A 26413-nucleotide genomic window follows, 5' to 3' on the forward strand; every position below is an offset into this window, starting at 1 on the left:
AAGTTGCTCAAAAATAACTTAAAATATTGTGTCAACTTGCCATTTTACCTTAGCTTTAAACATTCATAAATAATTGCTCTATTTATTTAGACATTAAGTTAACAATTATATGGAGGTTGTTAACAACCTGTTGAATTAACACATTTTAATGAGAAAAGTAGATTTTTTGGTCATAGGTTCAGGTATAGCTGGTTTAAGCTTTGCCCTGAAGGCTGCCCAGTATGGAAAGGTGCTAATCGTAACCAAATCCAATGAAGATGAGTCAAATACGAAGTATGCACAGGGTGGAGTAGCCGTAGTGGTAGATAAGGATGATTCTTTTGAAAAACACATCGAAGATACCCTGATTGCCGGCGACGGATTATGTGATCCGGAGATTGTGGAAATCGTTGTAAAAGAGGGCCCTCAGCGTATCCAGGAGATCATTGATTATGGCATTAATTTCGATAAAAATCAGACGGGAGTCTACGATCTGGCCAAAGAAGGCGGACACTCTGAACATCGTGTGCTCCATTATAAAGATGTGACCGGATATGAGATAGAAAGTGTGCTTTTAAAACAAATTCACCAGAATAACAACATAGAGATATTAACACACTACTTCTGTTTGGAGCTGATTACCCAACATCACCTGGGACAACATGTGGATAAGAGTACCGAAGATATCAACTGTTATGGGATATATGCTTTTAACACAGAGCTTAACGATGTGGAAAAGATCCTGGCAAATGTGACTATCATGGCTTCTGGTGGCGCCGGACATATTTACTCCAGCACAACTAATCCAGTTATTGCAACTGGGGATGGGATGGCTATGGTTTATCGTGCAAAAGGTAAATTGAGGAATATGGAATTTATTCAATTTCATCCGACTGCTTTATACCATCCCGGGGAGTACCCTGCCTTCTTGATTTCTGAAGCTGTCAGAGGTTTTGGAGGTGTTTTACGACGAAAAAATGGTGAGGAATTCATGTACGAATACGATAAACGTGGTTCTCTTGCACCAAGGGATATTGTAGCCCGGGCGATTGATTCTGAGATGAAAAAATCTGGTGAAGACTTTGTTTATCTGGACATTAGAAACAGGAAAAAATCGGATATACTCGCTCATTTCCCTAATATTTATGCCAAGTGCTTGTCAATAGGGATAGACATGACTAAAGATTTAATACCAGTTACCCCAGCTGCTCATTACATGTGCGGAGGTATTCTGGTAGATGAATATGGAAGATCTTCTATCCGAAACTTATACGCCTGTGGTGAGTGTTCTTCTACTGGACTTCATGGTGCTAATCGTTTGGCTTCCAATTCTTTGCTGGAAGCTCCGGTCTTTGCACACAGAATTTTTGAAGATGCCGTAAAGGCTTTTAAGAACAACGTGATTCCTGATAATATTCCGGATTGGAATGATCACGGCGTTACACAGAGTAACGAAGATATTCTTGTTACGCATAACCTTCGCGAAATGCAGAAACTGATGAGCGATTATGTGGGTATTGTACGTTCTGATTTTCGATTGGAAAGGGCAATGAGAAGACTTTATTTGCTTCACCAGGAGACGGAAGATTTCTATAAAGCAAACAAAGTTTCTGTAAAATTGTGCGAATTGCGGAATGTCATACAGGTCGCTTATATTGTGATCAAGTCTGCCATGGCGCGTAAAGAGAGTAGGGGATTGCATTATACAACTGACTATCCTGTTCATAATGAGCAGTTAACCGATACCATATTTTAATTCTATGCCAGTCATTTTACCAGTAAAAGAAATATATCCCAAATGGGATGACAATTGCTTCATAGCGCCTAATGCGACCATAGTGGGTGATGTGGTAATGGGAAAAAATTGTTCAGTTTGGTTCAATGCAGTTATTCGTGGTGATGTCAATAGCATCAGGATTGGTAACGATAGCAATATCCAGGATGGCGCAGTGATCCATGCTACATACCTGAAGGCCCCGACTGTGATCGGTAATCGGGTTTCTATTGGACACAATGCCATTGTTCATGGCTGTACCTTAAAAGACCATATTTTAATTGGAATGGGTGCTATCGTAATGGATCATGTGCTGATAGAGGAATATACCATCATTGCAGCTGGTTCTGTAGTGCTGGAAAATACACATTGTGAGTCTGGTTTCATTTATGCAGGCACTCCTGCAAAAAAAATAAAGCCCATTACTGAAGAGCAAAGGGCTTTATTGAATAAGTTACCGGACAACTATATCATGTATAGCGACTGGTTTAGATAGTTATTCTTTTGGGATGGTAATGACTTCATTTCTTTCCCAGTTGGGTCTGATAGAGAGTTCTTTAGGTTCGTTCCATATCTTTTCTGGCTGGGTTCTTTGCGCTACATTACCGGTATCCCATTTGCCGTTTTTATTGCTATCATAAGTAATTCTTAAGAAGTATTTTCCTCCTTTATAATTGGCGAAAATAACCGAGGTATCTCTTTTAATAAGCAAGGTATTGACTACATTTTTGGCCTCGTTCACCACTTCCAGAATATAGCTTTTGTCTTTCTCCGGCACAGTGATTTTTACTGAAAGTGTACCATAATCGTCGTGCTTAGCCAATTCAAAACTTTTCCTGAATTCTTTATTTTTTGCATTGAAAATGGCAGTTACTGCAGCTGCTTCAAATTTCATATCGTAAATTTTCTTACCCCTCCATGGATATTTTACCGTATAAGAGAGAAAATCGCTGCTGTCTTTTTCAATGCTGAAGCCAGTTTTCTTAACAGAATCTTCAAGCAAGGTGATCTTGCTGACATCTATACTTTCAATGGGAAAATTGAAAGTTAACTTCAAGGGTCTATTTGGATTTAATAGTCTGGATTCCAGATTATCACGCGCATCTACTACCCGATTGTAGGTTTCTTTTTTACCCCTGGTAAAGTTCACAGTTTGCAGGAGTTTAGCTTCATCACTGATCGCTATTTTTACAGAATCGAAGTTCATATCGCTCAACCATACTTTAAGTGAATCGTTGTTTCTCGACCATTTTACCCATTTTTTTACATCAAGAGGAGCTGGATCTGTGACAGATATACTGGGTTTTTTCAGTTTCTGGTTGAAGGACATGGTAATGCTCCCGTCATTATTTAACTTCCTTTCCAATATCCGAAAGTTTACGGCATCTTCCTGGAAAATCTCCATATTAGCGTTGGTAATATTGCTGTCCAGTACAATGGAATCCTTCCTAAACCCTATTTCATCAATGGCTTGCTGATAGATTTTATCGCCATTTTTTTCCTTTAATACATAGAGTCTGTATGTATCTTTCCTCAGGTTATTCAAACTGTAATTACCGCTGCTATCAGTTGTCGTATAGATAGATGGACGTCCTTTTCCGAATAGCGTATCACGGTTAAGTGGAAATACGAAGGCCAGTGCATCAATTTCCGGAAGACCGCTGAGACTATTGATGACTTTACCTTTAATGCTAAGCGAGTCCAATTCTGGTCCTGTAGAAAACACATAGGTCAAATTTTTGACCACATTGCTTTCATTGACATCAGCAATTGCCTTTCCGAAATTTAGCGTATAAGTGGTATTTTTTTCTAAAGTGTCTGGAAAGTTAATTTCGAGCTTTTTTCCTTTTTTCTTTAATACCGGTGGTTTCTCCATTTCGGGGGATACAGAAAATTCTTTGAATTCATTTTGAATATTGAAATATTCATCGAATTCAATCACCACCTTTTTTGCGTTGAAATTTGTGCTCAGATTTTTTGGCACCATACCCAATATCTTCGGCGGGGTAGTATCTCTGGGTCCGCCTTGAGGCTGCTGTATACTTGCACAGCCATAGGCAAAGAGCAAGGCGACAAAAAGGGCTACAAAATTTGATGAAAATTGACTGTTCTTATTTTTAGCCATTTTTATGCGTTGTATTAAATTGTGAGTGTTTTTCGATCATTATCATTAAAAAATAATAAAAACTCCTTATATCGCTTTTAATGAAGTCATTTTAATCTCTCTACTATTTATATCAAATACTTAAATATCAGTACTTTAACTGTTATTTGCTAATATGGACCATTAAAACAGAGATATCCGACGGGGAAACTCCGGAAATTCTGGATGCCTGGCCTAAAGTTCTCGGTTTGATCTTCAATAATTTTTCTCGGGCTTCTTTTGATAAAGATACCAACTGAGAATAATCAAAATTTGGATTGATGTCTTTATCTTCCATTTTTTGCATTTTATTTACAATTTCCTGCTCTTTCTCAAAATAGCTTTCGTATTTAATTTTTATCTCAGCTTGTTCAATAGTTTCCTGATCGAATTCATTTAGGAATTCATTAAATGAATTGCTGACGGATCTGATATCTGAAATGCCAACCTGAGGTCGACTCAATAAGCTAAATAATTTTACATTTTGATTTAACGGACTGGTTCCAAGTTCCGTTAATATAGAATTTGCTTCGGACATTTCAATCCCTTGTTTCTTTGCGAAATTAACGATAGCATCTGAATTGGCTACTTTAGCCTTTACGATTTCCATACGTTCATCACTGATCAATCCGAGTTGATGGCCAATAGGGGAGAGTCTGATGTCTGCATTGTCCTGTCTCAATAGCAGGCGGTGCTCAGCTCTTGAAGTGAACATCCGATAAGGCTCTTCTGTTCCCTTAGTCACCAAGTCATCTATGAGCACACCTATATAAGATTCCGAGCGTTTCATGATCAGTTCATGTTTGTCATATACTTTCTGGTGCGCATTTATTCCAGCTATAAACCCTTGACTAGCAGCCTCTTCGTATCCAGTTGTGCCATTAATTTGACCTGCAAAGAACAAGTTGCTGATTAATTTGGTTTCCAAAGTAAGACCCAGTTGGGTAGGTGGAAAATAATCATATTCAATTGCATAGCCTGGTCTGAACATTTTAGCATTCTCAAAACCAGGTATTTGGGTTAGCGCTTTATATTGTACATCTTCTGGTAATGAAGTGGAAAATCCGTTCACGTAAATTTCACAGGTATCCCATCCTTCGGGTTCTACAAAGATTTGATGGCGTTCCCGTTCTGCAAATCGGTTAATTTTATCTTCTATTGAAGGGCAATATCTTGGTCCTAATCCTTTAATTCTACCCGTAAACATCGGCGATTTTTCAAAGCCTTCCTTCAGGGTTTCATGTACATTTGCGTTGGTATAGGTGATCCAACAGCAGCGTTGTTCCTTTGATCTTTCTACATTGGTATAGGAGAATCTGCCTGGATTTTCATCTCCCCATTGCTCTTCCATAAGCGAATAATTCAATGATCGTCCATCTACACGGGGTGGGGTACCAGTCTTCATCCTTCCGGCTTCGAAGCCAATTTCTGTTAATTGCTCGGTTAATCCGGTGGCTGATTTCTCTCCGGTGCGACCTCCGCCGAATTTTTTTTCTCCAATATGGATCAGCCCATTCAGAAATGTACCGTTAGTTAGCACTACAGATTTGCCTTTGATCTCAATTCCTAAAGAGGTTTTTACGCCAATTACAGTGTTGTTTTTGATCATTAAACTGCTTACCATCTCTTGCCAGAAGTCTACATTTGGCGTTCTCTCTAAGGCCAATCTCCATTCTTCAGCAAATCTTTTGCGGTCATTTTGGCTCCTTGGACTCCACATCGCCGGTCCTTTTGATAGGTTCAGCATCCTAAATTGCAATGTAGTTTTATCGGAAATGATGCCAGAATAACCACCCAATGCATCGATTTCCCGAACGATCTGACCTTTCGCTACGCCACCCATTGCTGGGTTGCAACTCATTTGTGCTATGGTTTCCATGTTCATGGTGATGAGTAATACCGATGATCCGAGGTTGGCTGCAGCGGCCGCGGCTTCACATCCAGCATGTCCTGCACCTACTACAATTACGTCATATTCTTTAAACATTTTCTAATTTTAAGGTTATGTTCCACGTGAAACCTGCCGCAAAATAGGGGAGGTGTTTCACGTGGAACAGTGTTTTTTATTCAGATAATTCCAGCCAGCGTTCCATCGCTGTGTCCATTTCCTTGGTTAATTTTTCTATAGATTGTGCCACTTCTTGTAGTTTAATATAGTCTGCAGCGTCTATTTTTAATATTGATTCATTGAGTTTTGCAATCTCTGATTCGATATCAGGCATCCTATTTTCCAGTGTTTCCAGCTCTTTCTGTTCTTTGTAATTTAGCTTTTTAGCATTTACAGCTGCGCTTATTGGAGTTGAGGTTTCCTTCTTTTTGGGCTCAGATTTTTCCTTTGGTGCATCTAAGCTCAAGCGGTATTCTGAGTAATTTCCATTATAGATGGTGACTTCACCGTTTCCTTCCATGATGAACAATTGCTCACTCATTTTATCCAGTAGGTACCTGTCGTGAGATACTAGGATAAGTACACCTGGAAAATTCTCCAGAAATTCTTCCAGTACGTTTAACGTATCTATATCCAAATCATTGGTAGGTTCATCCAGAATCAGGAAATTTGGATTTTGCATCAATACCTTCATGAGGTGCAAGCGCTTCTTTTCTCCTCCACTGAGTTTTTCCACCATTCCATGTTGTTTTTTGGGAGGGAAGAGAAAAAGGGTAAGTAGTTGTGAAGCAGAAATGGTTGAGCCATCTGCCATTTTGATATACTCCGCATCTGATTTTACAATGTCAATCACACGCTCTTTTCCATTGAATGCTAAACCCCCTTGTTTGTAATACCCATAAACGGTGGTTTCTCCTGTGCTTACATTTCCTTTTTCCGGATGAAGAAAGCCAGTCATGATGTTTAGTAATGTAGATTTTCCTGTTCCGTTTTTACCCGCCAGACCAATCCTGTCGGCACGTTTGAAAACATAGCTAAAATCATTGATGATTTTCTTTTCATCGAATGTCTGTCCAATATGATCGAGTTCTAAAATTTTATTTCCCTGCCTCGCCATTTTAACATTAAGGGTAATGCTTTGGTTGTCGGAGCGCTGTTTGGTCTTTGCATCCAGATCATAAAACGCATCAATCCTGGCCTGAGATTTTGTTGCCCTGGCTTGTGGCATTCTGCGCATCCATTCCAGTTCTTTTTTTAACAGGTTTTTGTTTTTTTGGAAAGTGCTTTCATCCGCTGCTTCCCTTTCAGATTTTTTTTCCAGGAAATAAGCATAGTTGCCGTTATAGTTGTAAATCTTACCACGGTCTAATTCAACAATGGTGTTGCATACATTGTCTAAAAAATACCTGTCGTGGGTAACCAGCAAAATGGTCTTGTTGCCTGAGGTCAGTAATTTCTCCAGCCATTCAATGGTATCAATATCCAAATGGTTGGTAGGCTCGTCCAGCACATAAATCTCAGGATCTTCAATCAGCAGTTTAGCTAAGGCCAGTCGTTTCTTTTGTCCACCAGATAGGGTTGCTATTTTTTGTTGCAAATGGGTAATTCCCATTCTACTCAAAATCGTTTTGATCTCGTGCTCATATTCCCAGGCATTATGCTCACTAAGTTCTTCATACAGCCGGTTCAGTTTTTTCTCATCAGGATTAGGATCTTCAATCAACTCTTCGTATTCTTTTATGAGTTGTTGTTGTTTGTTCTCCAATGAAAAAATAAAATCACTGATCGAGTAGTCGTCCGGGAAGGAGGGTTCCTGATCCAGGAAACCAATCTTCACCATTTTGTTTTTTACGATCTTTCCTTCCAGGGGAGAAAAGCGCTCGGCCAGTAATTTGAGTAGGGTACTTTTACCAGCACCGTTTATTCCAACCAGCGCTACACGCTGACCGGTCTGGATGCCCAGTGTCAAGTTTTTAAAAAGCCATTCATCATGATAAGCATGGCCCAGGTTTTCGGCTGCAATTAGTGTGCTCAAAGTTTTTGATTAACGATATATGTATAAGAAAATTATTGCAAAAGTACGGAATAAATAAAATATAAATCTAAAGAGCTGAGGTATATTCCTATTGCGCTCGCGGATTTATAAAAAGCCGCATTGCGAAAGACTGAAAGAAGAATTCCAGTCCATTTGGCGTTATTTCATGCGATTTAAGGCGTTTTAATGGGTTTATGATGCTTGTGTTGACCAGATAGCCGATCTGCGCTTAGAAGCCGTTATTTGAGGTCGTTTTTTACCCAAAGAGGAAACGGTATCGCTAAATTCTGCTTGTTTCAATAAATGAGCGTGCAGCCAAATATTCGTCCTCTTTTTCAGTCATGCGTTTTTTCGCTGCTTTTCCTTTATCCTTGTAGCCCAGTAAGTGCAGCGTGCCATGTATCATTACCCGCTGCAGTTCATCCGAAATCAGAAGTCCATACTGATTCGCATTTTCAATGATCCTTTCTATGCTGATGAATATATCTCCTGTAATGGTCTTAGCTATTTCAGAATTATCGAAAGTGATCACATCAGTATAGGTGTCGTGGTCTAAGTATTCCTGATTGATCCGCAATAAGTATTCGTCTGAGCAAAGTATGAAGCTCAGTTCATCCAGACGATAGCCTTCCGACTGAATGGTCGCTTTGATCCAGGCTTTTAGTGCAAGCTTATTTTTCAGGTTATATTTGACGTCTTCGGTAAAGAAATGGATGGCTGGCATAAAAGGACAGAATTATTTGGGCAAATTTAGCAATTTAAAATATTCCGCAATTTTTGTTTTGTAATACTCATTCAAATTGGGCGGCAATTTTTGCAGCCATTCTGTTTCAGATTGCTGTGTTTTCCTGAACTTGTCCATCAATTGCTGATAGGAGGCTGGGAAATCTTTTGCCGCTTTGCTTTCTCTTTTGCTATCTTCATCCTGTTCAAGTTCTGCTTTTTCTGCATCCAGAAGTTTTGTCATCAAATCCTTTTGACGGTTCATGGTCTCTTGTTGCAGCTTCTTATTGACCAGATCACGTTCGGTGGCTTTCATGTCTTCTATCGCTTTATTCAGGTCGCCAAGCTTACCCTTTCCATCTTTATTGTCGGTTCTGTTGATTTTTTGCAGCGCTTCACGGATCATTTGCTGTTGTTGCGCCATTTTACTGAATTCCTGGCTCATTTGGCCTTTAGGTACTGTTCCCTGATTCCCGCTTTTTTGCATCTGTTCACGGGCTTTCTGCATACTTTCATTCAATTGCTGTTGCATTTTCTGCAATTGTTGCATATTTTGTTTTTTTCCTTTCCCGGATTTTGCATTTTTCTGCATGTTCTGCAACTGTTCCAGCGCTTCGTTCAGCATTAGAGAGAGGTTGTTGATGGAAGTCATTGCATATTGCTGATTCCTGTTGGCTGCAGAAGTATTCCTTTCACCCAGATTTTCCAAGCTCTTGTCCATATTGAAGTTGATCTGCTGCATTTCCTCATTTACCGTAGTTTCGATCTGTGGTACGCGCTTGCTCAGCGAAAAGAGGCTATCGGCAATGGTCTTCATGTTGTCTTTGATGCTGCGCTGTTTCTGTACATTTGCCGTGTACAGCGGGTCGCTACTGCTCATGTTCCTGAGGTTCATCATCACTTTTTCCTGATCGAATGAGGTATTGAGCAGGTTTTCAAGAAGTTGCCGCAAATCTTTTGCATTGACATTATTTTCCATAGATTCAGATTCCTCTTGCATTTCCTTCATCTCCCTGGCCAGCTGCTCCATTTCATCCCCCGCCTTTTGTTGCTGTTGAGCAGCTTCTTTTTTGTTGTTCTGATTGAGTTTGTTTTCTCCTGCTTTTTGTTTTTCCTGTATGCTTTTGCTCTGTTGTTCAGGTTTTTTAAAAGAATTTGGCCGCTCCATTTCCTGGTTCTTCTGATCCAGTTTATCCATCTCTTTTTTCAGGTCTTCAAAATCGCTGGAAAGTTGCTGCTGTTCCTGTTTCAACTGTTCCGTATTAGATTTGTCACTGCTTGGTGATTTAAGCTCCTTTTCTGCTTTCTCAGCGGTCTTTTTAGCAAGTTCTTGTTGCTTTTTAGCGAGTTCATCCAGTTTATCTATGTTTTGCTGGAGGTTCTGTTCAAATTCCAGTTGTTTGTAGAGTTCCAGGATCCGGTCCAATTCATTCTTCAATGATTTGTTGTCCATCTGCATTTTCGACAACTCATTCTGCGTCTGATTTTTATTGTTGTCGTCCATCATACGCTGGAGCTTCTCAAGCAATTCTTTTGTCTTCTCATCCAGAACATTGTTGAAGAGATTGTCGATCTGCTTCTGTTTTTCAGCCAGCTCCTGTTTTATCGCATTGTTTTCCTCTTTTTCGAAGGTGTTTTTTTCATTCAGGGCTTTAATTTCTTTGACAGCTTCTTCCAATTCCTTTTGTTTCTGCAGCAGTTGTTCCACCTGCTTTTTATCATCGAAAGAGAGTTGTTTCTTATCCAGGAGCGTTTCAGCCAGTTTTTTGCTGTCCTTCTCAACGTTTGAGGCAAGCTTAATCGCCTTTTCCATTTTTTGCTTTAAAGCAGTACTTCCCTGGTCTATTTTTTCTGCGATTTGCTTTGGTGTAGGAACATCAAGCGTCTTGATGTCTGATTTGGCAATTTTAGGCCCGTTTACGCCATCATTGTCTGCTACCTCGAAATAATACTCCACAACCTGCCCGGGCTTCACAGCGGCCTCCGTAAGGCTCCATAAAAAGAAGAAAGACTGTTCCAACTGCTCCTTTTTGACAGAAATGGATTTGCTTACCGAACTTTTAATTTGCCCGTTTTCCCTGATATTGAATTTCAATCTTAAAGCCGAAAAGCCATGGTCATCTGAGATATTGCCGGAAAAGTACAGCACTTTGCTGCTCAGCGAATCCGCTGTTTCTATGACATTTATACTGGGATGAGCATCCTTGATCACGGTGACCTGGTGACTCAAAGAATCTTTACTGTTGACAAATTGATTTCTGGGAAGGATCCTGTACCCTATATTGTCTTTTAATTTCGAACTAAAACTAAAACTGTTCGACTGTCCCTCAAGCACATGTGGTGTGTTTCCCAATATAAAACTCAGTTCGCTGCTGTTCTCAGTCGTTATTTTCCAGGCCACGAGTGTACCCTCTGGCAATAGGAGATCACCGGCATTTGCTACCGTTTCTGTCGACTTATTCAAGTAAGCAGGATACTGCAGTTTCGCTTGTACACTCAGTACCGAAGGCCTGGGCTTTACCTCTATAACAAAGGTTTGAGATTCAAAACCTCCCGCCGTAAACTGCAGCTCTTTGTTCTTTTGAACGTTTTTGAAGGTATAATTGAAGCGGGTGCTGCTTTCTTTTTCCAGTTTGTAAGTATTGATGCCGTCTGATACATAAACATCCTGGGGGATCTCATTGCCTTTCATTCTCAGATTGATCGTAACATCCTCTCCCTGGGAGAAAAGCTGCTTTTTGTTCATCAGCTCAAATTCAAAGGGGGCTTTCGGTAAAATGACCTTATCGTATTGGATCAGGCCTGTAGTGCCTTCTCTCCAGATCGCAGGAGCGATGACGACAATCAGGAGAATGACCGAAAATGGGAAAAGCAGGTATTTGACGTGCTTTCTATTGTCGTTTAACCGAATGGCACTTGTAAAAGGAATTGGCCTCAACTCGCTGATTTTTTGATCTATACCTGCAAGGATCAATTGACTGTTGGCCGGATTCTGGTCGGCCAGACTTTTGAGCTGAAGGGTATTTAACAGTTTATCTTTCACATGAGAAAAATGACTTCCGATCAGATCAGCCGCTTGTTCCTTGCTCAGTTTTTCTCCCAGCCTGAAATAGGAGAGCGCAGGCCTGAGCATCCAGAAATAGATGGAAATCAGGGCAATCAGGATAAACGAGAAGAATAAAAATGTTTTGGTGCCTACACCAGGATGTGTATAATACACGAAAACAAAGAGGCATAGGTAGAGTGCCAATAGCAATGCAGCGGCATAAATGCTGCCCCTTAAAAGTTTATTCAGGTAGAATTTCTGTGTAAACTCATTGATTTTGGATATCAGAAGATCGTAATTGCTATTCATGAATTCCGGAATGAGAACTAAAGTTAAAAAAATAACTTTAAGAAAATATTGATATATTCCCTATTGCTTAGTTTTGCAAAAATTAGTTTGATTATGAAAGCTTCCATATTAGCCGTTTCTCTGATGGCATTATTTACAAAAAACATAGAACCCGTATCATTATCCCTTCAGTCCTGGAATAAAAATCCTGTAATTGCACACCGGGGTGCATGGAAGAAAAAAAGCCTTCCTGAAAATTCTATTGCTTCTTTAAATGAGGCCATTAGATTGGGTTGCTATGGTTCGGAATTTGATGTACACATGACCCGGGACAGCGTATTGGTTGTTAATCATGATGCAGATTTCCAGGGCATAAAAATAGCTAACGCGACTTATCAGGAGCTTTTATCTAAAAAGCTGTCTAACGGGGAAAGCATTCCGACCCTGGAAAATTACCTCAAAGCAGGACTTAAACAGAAGAAAACCAAGTTGATCCTGGAGATCAAAGTGTCAAACGTAAGTCCTGAATGGGATGCGGAAACGACCAAGCGTTCGGTAGCTATGGTTAAAAAGCTGAAAGCAAGTGCATGGGTAGATTATATCAGTTTTGGCTACGATATCCTGGAGCGCATCCGTACCATCGATCCTAAAGCGAACGTGGCTTACCTGAAAGGGGATGTGGAACTGGAAAAACTAAAGGCAGACGGATTCTATGGCGCAGATTATCACTTCAGCGTATATCAGAAAGGGGAGTGGTTTCATAAAGCAAAAGAACTGGGACTCACGATCAATGCCTGGACAGTAAATGCCAAAGCGGATATGGAATGGCTGCTCAACAGTAATGTAGAGTTCATCACAACCAATGAGCCCGAACTGCTTTTTGAAACGTTAAAAGAGCGCAAATAAAGCCAGGCTTTAGAAGGGTCTCAGCTGAATCCACCCAGAATCCCTGGTAGTTCTGTACTGAGTCCAGGTTTTTTTGGAAAAAGGTGGACTTAACGTGGACTCACCGTGGACTCAGGGCGGACTCACCCTAAACTCATCCATAAAAAAGGGCGGCCTGATCAATCAGCCGCCCTTTGTACAATTTATGTTTTTAATAATCTAGATTACTTTAACATTAACCGCGTTCAAGCCTTTTTTTCCGCTTTCAACATCGTATTCAACTTTGTCATTTTCGCGAATTTCATCGATAAGGCCTGTTGAATGTACAAAGATTTCGCTATCTCCGTTTGCAGGGATAATGAATCCGAAACCTTTAGTTACATTAAAAAATTTTACTGTTCCTTCTTGCATTGTATTATTTATTAAAAAATTAAGTGTGCAATGTACATATTATTTTGATATAAAGTGCAAATGCAAATTTTTTTGATAAATATAGCTATTGTGAAGCCTTTGTGCCTGATTTTCTGCCTACTACGACCAATGTAATCTCGCTGGGATGTACGATTCCCAGCGTAGTTCCGGGCTCGGTTTTCATGAGATTCCGGAGGTACACATCAATGACCGCCTTGATCGTTTTTTCCCGGGCTTCGGGTTCTGTTAAGCCTGTATACCCAACATTCGTCAGGTGCATTTTGCCCTGTGCATCTACGACGACCTTAAATTCGAATGCAAAATCCTTATAAGCCTTGGAGATCACAATCCGGTATTTAGGGAAAAGGTAATCAAAAGCTTCTGTCCTTCCATTCATCTTGTCTACAGTGCTTTTTTTCATCACACTCAACAATGGGCTGGTGGAGGTAAATTTCACAGGCTGACGACCGGCAAAGGCTTTATTGGCACTACCGGGCTCCTGGTTGGCCTTGTTGGTTAAGTCCTGTATATAAGCGGTATCAGCCCTGGTTGGCCTTTGTAATTGAGCCGCTGTAGTTTTGAGTACTTTCTCAATATAGCTGTTGGCATAAAAAGTCATGTTCACGTCGGATTTGATGTCCGAAGCAATCTTTTTTTTCTCTACATGCAAACGCTGAAAAACGAGACTGTCCTTGCTGATTTTTTTGATCCGGAAAAACTCTTTTGCAAAGTTGTATACGTCGCCATGGTCGTACATTAAGAAGAAGGGCAACATTCGTTCCTTCACCGGGCTATAGGCCAGTACGGTATCCTGAGATTGAAATTCAATGATCCATGATGGCTCCTGTTGGAAACCGAGCTCATTGAACGAAAGGTTGTTGCTAAACCTGCGCTTGACTTCGGTATAACGAATGCCAATAATGTCGTCAAACTTCAGGCGTTCCTTAGGTTTGTCTTCCTCGCTTTCGGTTGCTGTCTGTTTGCTCCCTGACAATTGCTTTTTGTTGCCCTCAGTTCCGCAGGAGGTGACGAGCAGAACCAAGCAAATAAAAAAGGGTGTATGGAATGGTTTTATCATTTGAATATAGCGCTAAGGGCGGTTTTTAAGAAGGATCACGTTGGCGACTTTTCGCTCACCTGCGTGGTCCCAGAGCTTGTTGTCAGTCGGATAGTTGATTACACCTCCATCTGGAAATTCATTGAGCCATAGCGTTGTGGAGCCGCCTCCATCCAGGTTGATGGAACTGGAACAGCCCAGCCATTTCATGATCTTCAGGAGTTCTGGTAAGGTGGCGCCTGCAGAATTAGCGTTTCTCCCATCAATGCAGAGCAGGATGACTTTCCCATCAGGCTTCAGGCCAATGGCCGTCCTGGGGTGCCTGTTGGAGTTGAAAGCATTGGAATCGATACGTTCTTCTTTGCGGTCAAGGCTAAGCAGCGGACCGCTGAGCATCACGTTTGCCGCTGCAATTTTTTGCTCCCAGTCGGCACTGCCATCCCATTTCTGGATGCGGAGTTTGCCTTCTTCGATGATGATGGCTGCTTGCTGATGTGCGGCGCGGCTGTTGTCTTTTTCCAGTCGGTTAGGGTTGATCACCTTTCCATCGACTTTGACGAAGTCAACTGAGCCACCATTTTTGACGTCGAAGAAAGTACCGTTGAGCGCTGCGAGTGCCTGATTTTCTTTCCCAAAGCTGCTGGTTGTTTTCAGTACTTTCTCATCGGCGGCCAGGGCAAGCACAGGGCTTTTTCCTTTGGATGAAACTTCAATATAGCTGATGTTTTGATTGGCACCAAACAAATCATTGCTGTTGAAGTGATGGCGGATCAGGTTTGTTCTTTTTGCAATGCGCGTTTTGTCCCATTTGGCTTTTACAAAAGTAAGGGAGTCTGTATGCTGTGCAGATACCGTTTGGAGGCTGGCACAGAGGAGAATAAAAAGGATCGTTTTTTTAGCCATACTGAGCCGTAAAACTAAAAATTTATATCCGTTTCTTCAATTTAATCGTTTTAATCAGCAGATCTCCAAGGCGATTGATGGACAGGTAGAGTGTTTTTCCGTTTTCCGAACGCAGGTACCGGGTAAAGTCATTCAGATCGAGGGCTGTGGCATTGATGAAATTGATGGTCAGGATCTCGTCTCCAATTTCCAGGCCGGCCTCTGAGGCAGGTGAATCGGGCTCTACACGTCCAACGAAATAGCGTTTGAGTGGCTTTTCTTCCACGTACACTTCCAACCCCGACATGTCGTGGTTAAAAGGTCGTTTGTAATTTGCATTCCGCCTGAGGTACATCAGGTCATTGTTGTAATCGAAAGTCACATTGAAGCGGGAAAGGACTTCTGCCCCCAGATTTCCGTTTCGGTTCAGTAACAGTGCTTTTGCGGCAGCATCATCATAGATTGGGTAGGAAGATATCACGTTTTCGAGATTGAAAGTCCCTATAGTTATTGATGGTATGCGACCAATATTGCCGCTGATCGGTCCGCCCAGACCTATTCCGAGATTGGCTGAAATGGAGTGCGGGGGAAGGGGAAAAGGCTGGTCGTGCAAAGTTTCCAGGGAAATGGCATGACTGGCACCATTATCGATCACGACCTTAACAGCTAAGCTTTCCTGGTCCGGCATGTTGACCTTAACGGTCGTGTAAGGTTTTCCGTTCAGAATTTCGATGGGTACAGGTTCCCCTTTGATTTTTTGATGGTGGTCTGGTAACCAGAATTTTAACTGGCGGCCCGTGTAATTGATTTCTGCGACGAAACTATTGAAGAAATGGTAGCCGATCAATCCATAGATGCGGGTTCCCACATAGTTGGACAGGCCCAGCACATCTTCTTTCAGGATTGCGGTGGGAATATTTTGGATGCTGGCTTTTCCGATACGGGCAGTGATCTGATTGGAGAGTAGGGCATCCAGATCCAGACCTTTACCCAGCCCGCTGATCTTTACCTGCCTGAGTTTTTGCAGGCTGAGGTCCTGAAGAATGGTGCTATCGGTAATGATCATGGGACTTACTCCCGTGTCTAAAATGAAATGATAAGGGCCTTTTTCGTTGATGTAGAGCGGGACAATCACCAGGTTCCTGACCAGATCAAAGCTTATATTCTGACTTTTTCGTTTTCCGGGGAAGGTAAACCGTTGTGCAGTTGCAAGGTCAGGCATGGAAAACTGCAGCGCAAGACAGACGATAAAGATCCTAAATAAATCAAAATTAACAGCTCGCATATCCGGTTCATTTGAACTAATTTAAATAAATTAGTTGTCAGAATGTATAAAGCAAGAATAAATAATAAATGCCTTGCAATGGCGGGTCTTCTGGTCTCGGTCATTTGTGCGACAGGCTGTTCTACAGAGCAAAAGATCGGAAGGATGCTCAAACGCTCGGCGGTATTGCAGCAACACCATGTAGGCTTTGCGCTTTATGACCTTGCTAAAAATGAGGCGGTGTTCCGTAAGAACGCCGACCTGCATTTCACGCCGGCATCTAATACCAAATTGCTCACGTTCTATGCCAGTCTGAAGCTGATTGGGGATTCTATTCCTGGTCTGCGTTATGTAGAGCAGGGCGATTCATTGATTTTTTGGGGCACAGGAGATCCGGCCCTGTTGCAAACCAGGTTACAGTCGGACCGCGTAATACATTTTCTCAAAACCAGCCCAAAAAAGCTGTTCTTTGCTGCTGGCCGCTACACCGGTGATTTCTATGGAAGGGGATGGCAATGGGACGATTACAACGACGATTACCAGGCGGAGATCAATGAACTTCCCATCCTGGATAATCTGGTGTGTTTAAAGACCGAAAATGGCGTTCTGACGACATCTCCGGCATTGTTTACAGACTGCCTGTTCAAAGATAGCCTGTCCAGGGATACGTCCTTTAAAGTGACCCGGGCATTCAACGCAAACCATTTCAGCTATCCGCCCCTGGTCCCGCCTAAAGATTACCTCCAAAGGGTACCTTATAAGGTCTCTACAGCCACTACTTTAGCTTTATTGAGCCAAATCTGCGGAAAGCCAGTGGAGCTGCTGGGGCGGAAAATGCCCGAACAGGCCAGGGTGCTTTACAGCAGTAAAAGGGATACCGTGCTGAAAGAAATGATGCTCCCAAGCGATAATTTCATTGCAGAGCAGCTGTTGCTCGTCTGTGCGGACCGTGCCGGGCTGGAGACGAATGCGGCAAAGCTGATGAATTTTGTGCAGGAAAAATACCTGGCCGGCCTGCCCGATAAGCTGGTCTGGGTAGATGGATCGGGCTTGTCCAGGTACAACCTGAATACACCCGACAACCTGGTTAAATTGCTGGAAATGATCTATAAGGAAGTAGGTGATCCCAATCGCTTGTATGCGATGCTGGCGGCAGGAGGAATGTCGGGCACATTAAAAAATGCCTATCCGAAGACTACGGATCCATTTGTATTTGGAAAAACAGGCACCTTGTCCAACAACCACAGTCAGAGCGGCTATGTGCTGACAAAAAAGCACAAGACCTATGCCTTCTCCTTCATGAACAATAATTTTGTAAGCCCTACGGCTGCTGTGCGGAAGGAGATTGAAAAGATCATCACTTACGTGCATGAACGCCTATAATTGTTCAAAGGGGATGTCCATCAGCGGGTAGTTTTGCCAGCCGATGAAGTCGAAATGCCACCATTCGTTGGGAATGACTTTGAAACCATGACTTTGCATGGCTGAGATCAGGAGGCTTCTGTTTTTAAGGATATCCGCGGCAAGCTTGCTGTAGTTGGCTGCTGCCTCCGGGGCAAAGCTGTCGTAGGCTGTGGGCATGGCGATTTCTTTGCCCGTTTTCAGGTCGATCAGCGTGAGGTCTACCGCACAGCCCCTATTGTGTTTGGAGCCTTTTTTGGGATTGGCCACGAAGTTTTTGTCGCTGGCTTTTGCGTAAAATGACAAGGTGACTGCATAGGGGCGGTAAGCATCATAAATCTTGAGCCCATAGCCCTTTTTGTTCAGTTCCTTCTGGATTTTTTGGAGCTGCGCGACCACCGGTTTTCGGGCAAAGGCGCGGGCCTGACTGTACATGACCTGCTTCATGAAATTGTTGCGGCTGGCATACCGGATGTCCAGCCGGATATTGGGAATGATTTTTTTAATTTCCAGGAGCTCATTGTCAGGGTTTTCCAGGCAGGATTTCCGGTAGGCCTCCCTGGTATTGACAAGCGCCAGTCCATAAGGATTACCTGCTTGCTGGGCGGCGGCATAAAAGGCCGTTATGCAAAGGGCAAATAACAGCTTTAGCTTCATGTTACTGGTTGTTGGCTGCTGCCAGGAGCTCAATGTCTTTGTAAGGCAGATTGAACATATTGGCCAGATCCTTATTCGTCAGGTGTCCCTGATATATGTAGAGTGCTTCCCTGATTCCGGGCCTGTTCCAAACTACACCCATCAAACCACCCATATCGCCAATGTCGACAAGAATAGGGCTGAAGATATTGGTCAGGGCATAAGATGCGGTACGGGGTACCCTTGAGGCAATATTGGGCACGCAATAGTGGATGACATCATATTTGCGGAATACCGGATCTTTGTGGTTGGTTACCTCTGAAGTCTCGAAACAGCCACCCTGGTCGATGCTCACGTCGATGAGCACGGAATTTGGTTTCATACGGCTAACCGTCTCTTCTGTAACGATACAGGGGCTGCGTCCATGGGATGCGCGGATGGCGCCGATGACCACATCACAGGTTACGATTGCCTTTTCCAGGACGATCGGTTGCATGACAGAGGTAAATACACGGCTGCCCAGGTTGTTTTGCAGTCGTCTGAGCCGATAAATAGAACTGTCGAATACCTTGACCTCGGCACCCAGTGAAAGTGCCGTGCGGGCAGCGTATTCGCCCACAGTTCCGGCACCGAGAATGACGATTTCTGTAGGGGGGACGCCCGTAAAGCCGCCGAGCATGAGACCTTTCCCGCCCGCGACATTACTCAGGTATTCTGCTGCAATGAAGATAGAGGTAGCACCGACGATTTCACTCATTGCACGGACGACGCTGAGGATATCCCCCTCATCGCGCAAATTTTCGAAACAGAGGGCATTGATTTTTTTATTCATCAAAGCTTTCAGGTAGCTTTCTTTCAGTCCGCCCATCTGAAGTGCCGAAATGAGCGTCTGTCCTTTGTGCAGGAGTTCGATCTCTTCCAGGGTTGGCGGGGCGATCTTGACGATCACGTCGGCATTGAAGACCTCTTTTTTATCAAAAGAAATGATGGCTCCCTGTTCGCTGTAATCATTATCAGAAAAATAAGCACCTACACCTGCACCGCTTTCTATGATCACTTTGTGCCCGTTGTGAACGAGTAAAGCGACGGAGAGCGGGGTAAGTGCGATCCGGTTTTCCTGAAAAGAGATCTCTTTTGGAATGCCAATGTACAGACTATTGTTTCTTTGCTGCGTTTCTGACATTGCTTCTTTGGGTTGTATAAGCCCTTTTTGAGCAATGGCGGCCATACCTTCTCTGAATCCTGTAGCCATTTTGGGTAATTATGATATTTTGCCTGAAATTAATAAAAAATAACAGGTATAATGCAGGGAAGTCTGCTTAAATTTTTGACAGTGAGAGCATTCTTTCGGTTTCGCTCAAACTTTCAATCCTGATCTTTATATAATGATCGGGCAGGAGTTCTTCAATCTTTTCCGGCCATTCGATCAGGCAGATGTTTCCCGAATAAAAGTACTCTTCGTAGCCAATATCGTAAGCTTCCCTGATGGATTTGATCCGGTAGAAATCAAAGTGGTAAATGATGCGGCCTTCTGCATCATATTCGTTGACAATGGAAAAAGTAGGACTGGACACGGTTTCCCTCACGCCAAGGGCATAGGTAATGGCTTTGATAAAAGTCGTTTTTCCGGCCCCCATGTCGCCCTCGAAAATGAAGATCTTTTCCGGGCCTGCAAAAAGCAATAGTTCGCTGGCTGCCTCATCCAGATCAGCCAGCTGGTTTATTTTGATGTTCATATTTATTTGGAGCTGTACGTAGCAATAGGGATGATCATTTCTTCGAGGGAAATGCCTCCGTGCTGAAAGGTCTCGTTATAATAATTCACAAATTGATTATAGTTGTTCTGGTACACGAAATAACGGTCTTCCTTGGCAAAGATGTAGTTCGAACTGATGTTGATCTTTGGCAACTGGGCCTCATGTGGGTTTTTGATGAGAAATACCTCTTTGGCATTGTAGTTCAGGTTTCTTCCCTGTTTATAGCGAAGGTTGGTATTGGTATTTCGGTCGCCGATCACTTTGCTCGGATGTTTTACCCTGATGGTCCCATGGTCGGTAGTGAGTACGATCTTAACGTTCTTCTGTGCCAGTTTTTTGATGAGCTCCATTAAAGGGGAGTGCTCGAACCAGGACAAGGTAAGGGAACGGTAGGCGGCATCATCGTTGGCCAGTTCGCGGATCATCTGCATATCTGTACGCGCATGAGAAAGCATGTCGACGAAGTTGTAGACAATGGCGTTGAATTCATTTTGCATCAGGTTATTCAACTGCTCGTTGAGCGCTTTTCCGTCATCGTAGGTCAGGATCTTATGGTAGCTGTGTTTGCAGTCCTTCCTGAGGCTGCGTTTGATCTGATCACTCAGAAAAGCACCTTCGTGCATGTTTTTACCCCCCTCATCGTCGTCATTTTGCCAAAGGCCGGGAAATCGTTTTTCCATTTCCAGGGGCATAAGTCCGGAAAAAATGGAATTACGTGCGTATTGGGTCGCTGTAGGCAGGATACTGGAATAGGTTTCCTCTTCGTCGAGCCGGAAATACTCTGTAATCAGTGGATTGATGATGCGCCACTGGTCGTAGCGGAGGTTATCGATGAGGATAAAAAATACCGGAGTGGTGCTGTTGATGAGCGGAAAGACCTTTTTCTTGAGCAGTTCATTTGACAATAAAGGCGCTTTTCCCTTGCCGTTTACCCATTCGAGGTAGTGGTCTTCGATGAAGCGGGAAAACTGTGTATTGGCTTCAGACTTCTGCATGGTCAGGATCTCGTGCATCTGCGGATCGTCCAGTTTTTCCAGTTCCAGTTCCCAGAAGACCAGTTTCTTGTAGACATCTACCCATTCTTCATAACTGAGTTTATCATTCAGTGTCATGCCCAGACGGCGGAAATCCTGCTGATAAGCCATTGAAGTCTTTTCGCTCACCAGACGTTTATTGTCGATGAGTTTCTTGATGGTGAGCAGCACCTGTTTTGGGTTTACCGGTTTGATCAGGTAGTCGTCGATTTTGGATCCGATGGCGTCCTCCATCAGGTTTTCTTCTTCACTTTTGGTGATGAGGACTACAGGAACATCATTCCTGATATTTTTGATGGCAGACAATGTTTCCAGTCCGCTCATTCCGGGCATGTTCTCGTCCAGAAATACCAGGTCAAAATGTGTTTTTCCAAAGGCCTCCAGGGCGTCATTTCCGTTGGTAAAGGTGGTGACATGGTAGCCTTTTTCGTTTAATAGTAATATATGTGGTTTTAATAAGTTGATCTCGTCATCTGCCCAGAGAATTTTGGTTTCCTGCATGCTGGTTTTTATATAATGTAAAATAATTTGTCAAAAAAAGCCCTGCTCTTTCTAACTATGGATAAAAATAGCAATTTTTGTACCGTATAATTTTATTTTTAAGGATTGAACAAAAAGAAAATCATCAACGATCCGGTATATGGCTTTATCAATATCCCGTCGGCCATCCTATTTGACCTGGTATCCCATCCGTATTTTCAGAGGCTAAGATATATCAAACAACTGGGCATGACGCACCTGGTTTATCCCGGCGCGCTTCATACCCGCTTCCATCATGCCTTGGGAGCAATGCACCTTATGGGGCTTGCGATAGAGGTTTTGAGGGGTAAAGGACATGTGATCACAAAGGAGGAAGAAGAGGCTGCTACGATCGCAATATTGCTTCATGATATCGGGCACGGCCCCTTTTCCCATGCACTGGAGCATTCCCTCGTGAATGGCATCAGGCATGAAGACATTTCCATGCTGATCATGGACAAGCTCAATGAGGAATTTGACGGGCGATTGACACCTGCAATCAATATCTTCAAAGGCAAATACCACAAAAGGTTCCTGGCGCAATTGGTTTCAGGACAGTTGGACCTGGACCGCATGGACTACCTGAACCGGGACAGCTTTTTTACCGGCGTGAGTGAAGGCGTGATCAGTTTTGACCGGATCATCAAGATGTTCAATGTATTGGACGATGACCTGGTGATCGAGGAAAAAGGGATTTATTCCATTGAGAATTTTCTGATCTCCAGGAGGCTGATGTACTGGCAGGTTTACCTGCACAAAACAGTAGTGGCAGGGGAAATGGTACTGGTGAAAATCCTGAAGCGGGCAAAAATGCTGGCTGCGGAGGGAGCGGAGCTATTTGCTACACCTGCGCTGGCGCATTTTCTGCAAAATGAAGTGACTGAAGCTGATTTTTTCTCGTCGGACATACATCTTGAAATGTTTACCAAGCTGGACGATCAGGACATTTTTGCGTCGATCAAAGTTTGGCGGTCGCATTCCGACAGGATCCTGTCGAAGCTTTGCAATATGCTCGCTGACCGGAACCTGTACAAGGTGGAGATCAGCAATGAGGCGCCTGATCCGGCCCGTGTAGTGATGCTGCGGGAGAATACTGCCCTGGCCCTGAAACTGGACGATCCGGATCTGGAATATTTTGTTTTTACTGATGTGATCAGAAACAGGGCGTATGACGCGGGGAACAGTAATATCAACATCCTGCTGAAAAACAATAGCACGATTGATATTGCAAAAGCCTCAGATTTATCTAACTTAGAATCTTTAGACAAAACAGTGAAAAAGCACATACTATGCTATCCCAGAATTATTTAGCATAATTTAACAAAATAATTAAAATTTAATCCCGTTTTTAGTTTTTTACATCCTCCGGATGTACTTGTAACCAAAATAGGTTTATTTGTTCATATCAATTTAACATATAACTTTGTAAAATGCAATTTACTGCCAAGCAGATAAGCGAGTTTATAAATGGCGTCATTGAGGGCGATGCAAATGTGACAGTGCAGGAGCTTTCAAAAATAGAAAGCGGTGAAGCCGGTTCCTTGTGCTTTTTGTCTAATCCCAAATATGAAAATTACCTGTATTCAACGAATGCATCGGTTGTCATCGTGGGTCAGGATTTTGTGCCTACAGAGGAAGTTAAAAGTACGTTAATCAGGGTAGCAGATCCTTACAGTGCGTTTTCTGTGCTGCTGAAAAAATACAATGAAGTCAATCAGAATACCAAATCGGGCATAGAACAGCCAAGTTTTATCCATCCCTCTGTAAAGATTGGTAAAAATGTCTTTATTGCCGCATTTACTTATGTGGCAGAAAACGTAGTGATTGGCGACAATACCCGCGTTCTGGCACAAGTTTACATCGGTCCGGAATCCCGGATTGGCAATGACTGCACTTTGTATCCGGGAGTGAAGATTTATAACCGCTCCGTAATTGGCGACCGCGTGATGATCCACGGCAATACAGTGATCGGGAGCGACGGTTTCGGCTTTGCCCCCCAGGCAGATGGTACCTATTCCAAGATCGCCCAGATTGGAAATGTGGTGATCGAGGATGATGTGGAGATCGGTGCCAATACGGCAATAGACCGGGCGACGATGGGTTCTACTTTTATCCGTAAAGGCGTAAAACTGGATAACCTGATCCAGATTGCCCATAATGTAGATGTAGGACAGCATAGTGTTGTTGCAGCTCAGACGGGGATTTCCGGTAGCACCAAGCTTGGCGAACGCGCAGTAATAGGCGGTCAGGTAGGTATTGCAGGTCACCTTTCCCTGGCTAAGGGGACACAGGTAGGAGCCCAGGCCGGTATCAATTTCAACACTTCTGAAGAAAATAAACAGTGGCACGGTAGTCCGGCCCAGCCACTGAGGGACTGGATGCGGGCTTCAGTAATTTTCAAACAATTGCCTTCCGTAGAGAAAAGAATCGCTTCATTAGAACATACAATTGCGCAGCTCAAAACAATAATAGATCAAAACAGTACGATAAATAAGAATGAACGTTAAGCAAAAAACCATTAAAAATGAGGTTTCTGTAACGGGCGTAGGCCTGCATACGGGAGCGAATGTTACGCTGACTTTTTGTCCTGCGCCTGAAAATCACGGCTTTAAATTCCAGAGAACTGATCTGCCGGGCAGCCCTATTGTAGACGCAGACTGCGACAATGTAACCGATACTGCAAGGGGAACTACGATTTCCCAGAACGGGGCCAGTGTGAGCACAGTGGAGCATGTAATGGCATCTTTGGTCGGCATGGATCTGGATAACGTGCTGATGAAGCTCGACGGGCCGGAGACCCCCATCATGGATGGAAGTGCGATTTTGTTCATTGAAGCGCTGGAAGAGGCAGGAGTGCAGTTGCAGTCTGTAGACCGTGAATACTTCCAGATCCCCCACAACATCACTTATACTGAGCCAGATAGAAAGGTGGAGATCGTGGCCATGCCCCTGGACGATTACAGGTTCACTTGCATGATTGACTACAATTCACCTGTTTTGGGCAGTCAGCATGCCGGAATCTCCAGCATCGCTGAATTTAAAAAAGAAATTGCTTCCTGCAGGACTTTTTGCTTCCTGCATGAACTCGAATACCAGTTGCAGAACAACCTGATCAAAGGCGGGGACCTGAATAATGCCATCGTCATCGTAGATAAAGAAGTGACTAAAGATGAGCTGGACCACCTGGCCAAGATCTTCAACCGTGCTGAAATGGAAGTGGCGCCACAGGGCATCCTCAACAACATGGAGCTGCGGTATCAAAATGAGCCTGCAAGACATAAATTGCTGGATATGATCGGAGACCTGGCGCTGGTCGGCGTGCATCTGAAGGGCCACATCATGGCTGCCAGACCTGGACATGCTGCGAACGTCGCTTTTGCTAAAAAGATCAAAGCAGCCATTAAAAAAGAAAAAAATAAAAAAGTACAACCGGTATACGATCCGGCAGCGAAGCCATTATATGACGTTGTTCAGATTATGGACATCCTGCCCCACAGACAACCGTTTTTATTCATAGATAAAATTCTGGAGCTCTCTAAAACCCATGTTGTGGGCGTGAAGAATGTCACCATGAATGAAGAATTTTTCAGGGGTCATTTTCCCGGTGCCCCGGTTCTTCCGGGAGTGATCCAGATAGAGGCCATGGCGCAAACCGGCGGCGTGCTGGTATTGAGCACGGTGCCGGATCCAAGGAATTACCTGACTTATTTCCTTAAGATCGACAAGGTAAGGTTCAGGGCACAGGTATTGCCAGGTGACACCATCGTTTTCAGGTGCGATTTAATGGAGCCCATACGCAGAGGTATCGCACAGATGAAAGGTGTAGGTATGGTAGGCGAGAAAATTGTTGTTGAAGCCGAGATGATGGCCCAGATTAGTAAAGTAAAAGAAAACGAAACCACAGCATGATACAACCCCTAGCGTATATACATCCGCAGGCAAAAATTGCCGATAATGTAGTAATTGAACCTTTTGCAGTGATCCACAAAGATGTGGAGATCGGTGAAGGTACATGGATTGGCTCTAATGTGGTGATCATGGATGGTGCGAGGATTGGCAAGAATTGCCGGGTTTTCCCGGGATCTGTGATCTCTGGTGTGCCCCAGGACCTGAAGTTTGCAGGCGAGGTAACCACCGCTGAGATCGGCGACAACACCACCATCAGGGAGTGTGTAACGATCAACCGTGGCACGAAAGATAAATGGAAGACGGTGATCGGCAGTAATTGTTTGATCCAGGCTTATTCGCACATTGCACATGACTGTGAAGTAGGTGATTACTGTATTTTCTCCAACAGCACCACACTTGCGGGGCACATTACGATCGGAAACTACGTCGTACTGGCCGGATTGGTTGCCATCCACCAGTTTGTGAAGGTAGGTTCTCATGCCTTTGTTACCGGAGGTTCATTGGTGAGAAAGGATGTTCCCCCTTACGTGAAAGCCGCCCGTGAGCCGCTATCCTATGCAGGGATCAATTCCGTTGGTTTGAGGAGGAGGGGATTTTCTTCAGAGAAAATTAATGAGATCCAGGAGATTTATAGGGTATTATTTGTGAAACACAACAATGTAACCAAAGCACTGGACATGATCGAAGCTGAATTTAAGCCGACTGAAATCCGTGATGAGATCGTTGATTTTATCAGGAACTCCAATAGGGGAGTGATGAAAGGCTTCGGTTCAGGAAGTTAG

21 protein-coding genes are annotated in these 26413 nt (G+C 43.3%); 8 read left to right on the top strand and 13 right to left on the bottom strand.

What is annotated here, in order from left to right:
* Positions 1–148 precede the first annotated feature (148 nt).
* Together nadB and WAE59_RS21370 are read left to right on the top strand one after the other, a co-directional pair.
* Positions 149–1735: an L-aspartate oxidase gene (gene nadB, locus WAE59_RS21365; RefSeq protein ID WP_337858025.1), complete on the top strand. Its 1587-nt coding sequence runs from the start codon at positions 149–151 to the stop codon at positions 1733–1735.
* Between the two features lie 4 nt (positions 1736–1739).
* On the top strand, positions 1740–2249 hold the full coding sequence (locus WAE59_RS21370) for a gamma carbonic anhydrase family protein (RefSeq protein ID WP_337858026.1): 510 nt from the start codon (positions 1740–1742) through the stop codon (positions 2247–2249).
* On the opposite strand, the gene WAE59_RS21375 is transcribed toward WAE59_RS21370, so the two are convergent.
* The 5 genes from WAE59_RS21375 to WAE59_RS21395 form a co-directional block, all read right to left on the bottom strand.
* Positions 2250–3878, bottom strand: a complete 1629-nt coding sequence (locus tag WAE59_RS21375) for an Ig-like domain-containing protein (RefSeq protein ID WP_337858027.1) — start codon at positions 3876–3878, stop codon at positions 2250–2252.
* A 142-nt stretch (positions 3879–4020) separates the two neighbouring features.
* Positions 4021–5883 (bottom strand): tRNA uridine-5-carboxymethylaminomethyl(34) synthesis enzyme MnmG, encoded by a 1863-nt coding sequence (mnmG, locus tag WAE59_RS21380; protein WP_337858028.1) that lies wholly within the window; start codon positions 5881–5883, stop codon positions 4021–4023.
* Between the two features lie 76 nt (positions 5884–5959).
* Positions 5960–7819 (bottom strand): ABC-F family ATP-binding cassette domain-containing protein, encoded by a 1860-nt coding sequence (locus WAE59_RS21385; RefSeq protein ID WP_337858029.1) that lies wholly within the window; start codon positions 7817–7819, stop codon positions 5960–5962.
* A 280-nt stretch (positions 7820–8099) separates the two neighbouring features.
* Entirely contained in the window at positions 8100–8543 is a 444-nt protein-coding gene (gene ybeY, locus WAE59_RS21390) for an rRNA maturation RNase YbeY (RefSeq protein WP_337858030.1), read from the bottom strand.
* A 12-nt stretch (positions 8544–8555) separates the two neighbouring features.
* The gene (locus WAE59_RS21395) at positions 8556–11897 is read right to left on the bottom strand and encodes a hypothetical protein (RefSeq protein ID WP_337858031.1); all 3342 of its coding nucleotides are present in this window, start codon (positions 11895–11897) and stop codon (positions 8556–8558) included.
* Positions 11898–11990: 93 nt separating this feature from the next.
* Here WAE59_RS21395 and WAE59_RS21400 point away from each other — a divergent pair, with 93 nt between their 5' ends.
* Positions 11991–12782, top strand: coding sequence for a glycerophosphodiester phosphodiesterase (locus tag WAE59_RS21400; RefSeq protein ID WP_337858032.1), 792 nt, complete (start codon positions 11991–11993; stop codon positions 12780–12782).
* A 198-nt stretch (positions 12783–12980) separates the two neighbouring features.
* Here WAE59_RS21400 and WAE59_RS21405 read toward each other — a convergent pair whose 3' ends face one another.
* The 4 genes from WAE59_RS21405 to WAE59_RS21420 form a co-directional block, all read right to left on the bottom strand.
* Positions 12981–13172: a cold-shock protein gene (locus WAE59_RS21405; protein WP_090993574.1), complete on the bottom strand. Its 192-nt coding sequence runs from the start codon at positions 13170–13172 to the stop codon at positions 12981–12983.
* A gap of 85 nt (positions 13173–13257) precedes the next feature.
* The gene (locus tag WAE59_RS21410) at positions 13258–14250 is read right to left on the bottom strand and encodes a hypothetical protein (RefSeq protein ID WP_337858033.1); all 993 of its coding nucleotides are present in this window, start codon (positions 14248–14250) and stop codon (positions 13258–13260) included.
* Positions 14251–14262: 12 nt separating this feature from the next.
* Positions 14263–15132 carry a phosphodiester glycosidase family protein gene (locus WAE59_RS21415; protein WP_337858034.1) on the bottom strand — a complete coding sequence of 290 codons (870 nt, stop codon included), beginning with the start codon at positions 15130–15132 and terminating at the stop codon, positions 14263–14265.
* Positions 15133–15154: 22 nt separating this feature from the next.
* Positions 15155–16396, bottom strand: coding sequence for an aspartyl protease family protein (locus WAE59_RS21420; RefSeq protein ID WP_337858035.1), 1242 nt, complete (start codon positions 16394–16396; stop codon positions 15155–15157).
* A gap of 42 nt (positions 16397–16438) precedes the next feature.
* On the opposite strand from WAE59_RS21420, the gene WAE59_RS21425 reads away from it, so the two are divergent.
* Positions 16439–17758 carry a D-alanyl-D-alanine carboxypeptidase/D-alanyl-D-alanine-endopeptidase gene (locus WAE59_RS21425; RefSeq protein ID WP_337858036.1) on the top strand — a complete coding sequence of 440 codons (1320 nt, stop codon included), beginning with the start codon at positions 16439–16441 and terminating at the stop codon, positions 17756–17758.
* Here WAE59_RS21425 and WAE59_RS21430 read toward each other — a convergent pair.
* The 4 genes from WAE59_RS21430 to porX all read right to left on the bottom strand — a co-directional run bounded on the left by WAE59_RS21430 (position 17753) and on the right by porX (position 21704).
* The gene (locus tag WAE59_RS21430) at positions 17753–18433 is read right to left on the bottom strand and encodes a M15 family metallopeptidase (protein WP_337858037.1); all 681 of its coding nucleotides are present in this window, start codon (positions 18431–18433) and stop codon (positions 17753–17755) included. The genes WAE59_RS21425 and WAE59_RS21430 overlap by 6 nt on opposite strands.
* A 1-nt stretch (position 18434) precedes the next feature.
* A complete protein-coding gene (locus tag WAE59_RS21435) occupies positions 18435–19664 on the bottom strand; it encodes an alanine dehydrogenase (protein WP_337858038.1) in 1230 nt (409 codons plus the stop codon).
* Between the two features lie 67 nt (positions 19665–19731).
* Positions 19732–20148 (bottom strand): tRNA (adenosine(37)-N6)-threonylcarbamoyltransferase complex ATPase subunit type 1 TsaE, encoded by a 417-nt coding sequence (gene tsaE / locus WAE59_RS21440; RefSeq protein ID WP_337858039.1) that lies wholly within the window; start codon positions 20146–20148, stop codon positions 19732–19734.
* Between the two features lie 2 nt (positions 20149–20150).
* The gene (porX, locus tag WAE59_RS21445) at positions 20151–21704 is read right to left on the bottom strand and encodes a T9SS response regulator signal transducer PorX (protein WP_337858040.1); all 1554 of its coding nucleotides are present in this window, start codon (positions 21702–21704) and stop codon (positions 20151–20153) included.
* A 105-nt stretch (positions 21705–21809) separates the two neighbouring features.
* Between porX and WAE59_RS21450 the strand changes: the two genes are divergently transcribed.
* The 4 genes from WAE59_RS21450 to lpxA all read left to right on the top strand — a co-directional run bounded on the left by WAE59_RS21450 (position 21810) and on the right by lpxA (position 26413).
* Positions 21810–23033, top strand: a complete 1224-nt coding sequence (locus WAE59_RS21450) for an HD domain-containing protein (protein WP_337858041.1) — start codon at positions 21810–21812, stop codon at positions 23031–23033.
* A gap of 119 nt (positions 23034–23152) precedes the next feature.
* On the top strand, positions 23153–24229 hold the full coding sequence (lpxD, locus tag WAE59_RS21455; RefSeq protein ID WP_337858042.1) for a UDP-3-O-(3-hydroxymyristoyl)glucosamine N-acyltransferase: 1077 nt from the start codon (positions 23153–23155) through the stop codon (positions 24227–24229).
* Positions 24219–25631 carry a bifunctional UDP-3-O-[3-hydroxymyristoyl] N-acetylglucosamine deacetylase/3-hydroxyacyl-ACP dehydratase gene (locus tag WAE59_RS21460; RefSeq protein WP_337858043.1) on the top strand — a complete coding sequence of 471 codons (1413 nt, stop codon included), beginning with the start codon at positions 24219–24221 and terminating at the stop codon, positions 25629–25631. The genes lpxD and WAE59_RS21460 overlap by 11 nt, the downstream gene beginning before the upstream one ends.
* Positions 25628–26413: an acyl-ACP--UDP-N-acetylglucosamine O-acyltransferase gene (gene lpxA, locus WAE59_RS21465; RefSeq protein WP_084238270.1), complete on the top strand. Its 786-nt coding sequence runs from the start codon at positions 25628–25630 to the stop codon at positions 26411–26413. The genes WAE59_RS21460 and lpxA overlap by 4 nt, the downstream gene beginning before the upstream one ends.

This window comes from Pedobacter sp. GR22-6 (assembly GCF_037402555.1).
In the GTDB taxonomy this organism is placed as follows: domain Bacteria; phylum Bacteroidota; class Bacteroidia; order Sphingobacteriales; family Sphingobacteriaceae; genus Pedobacter.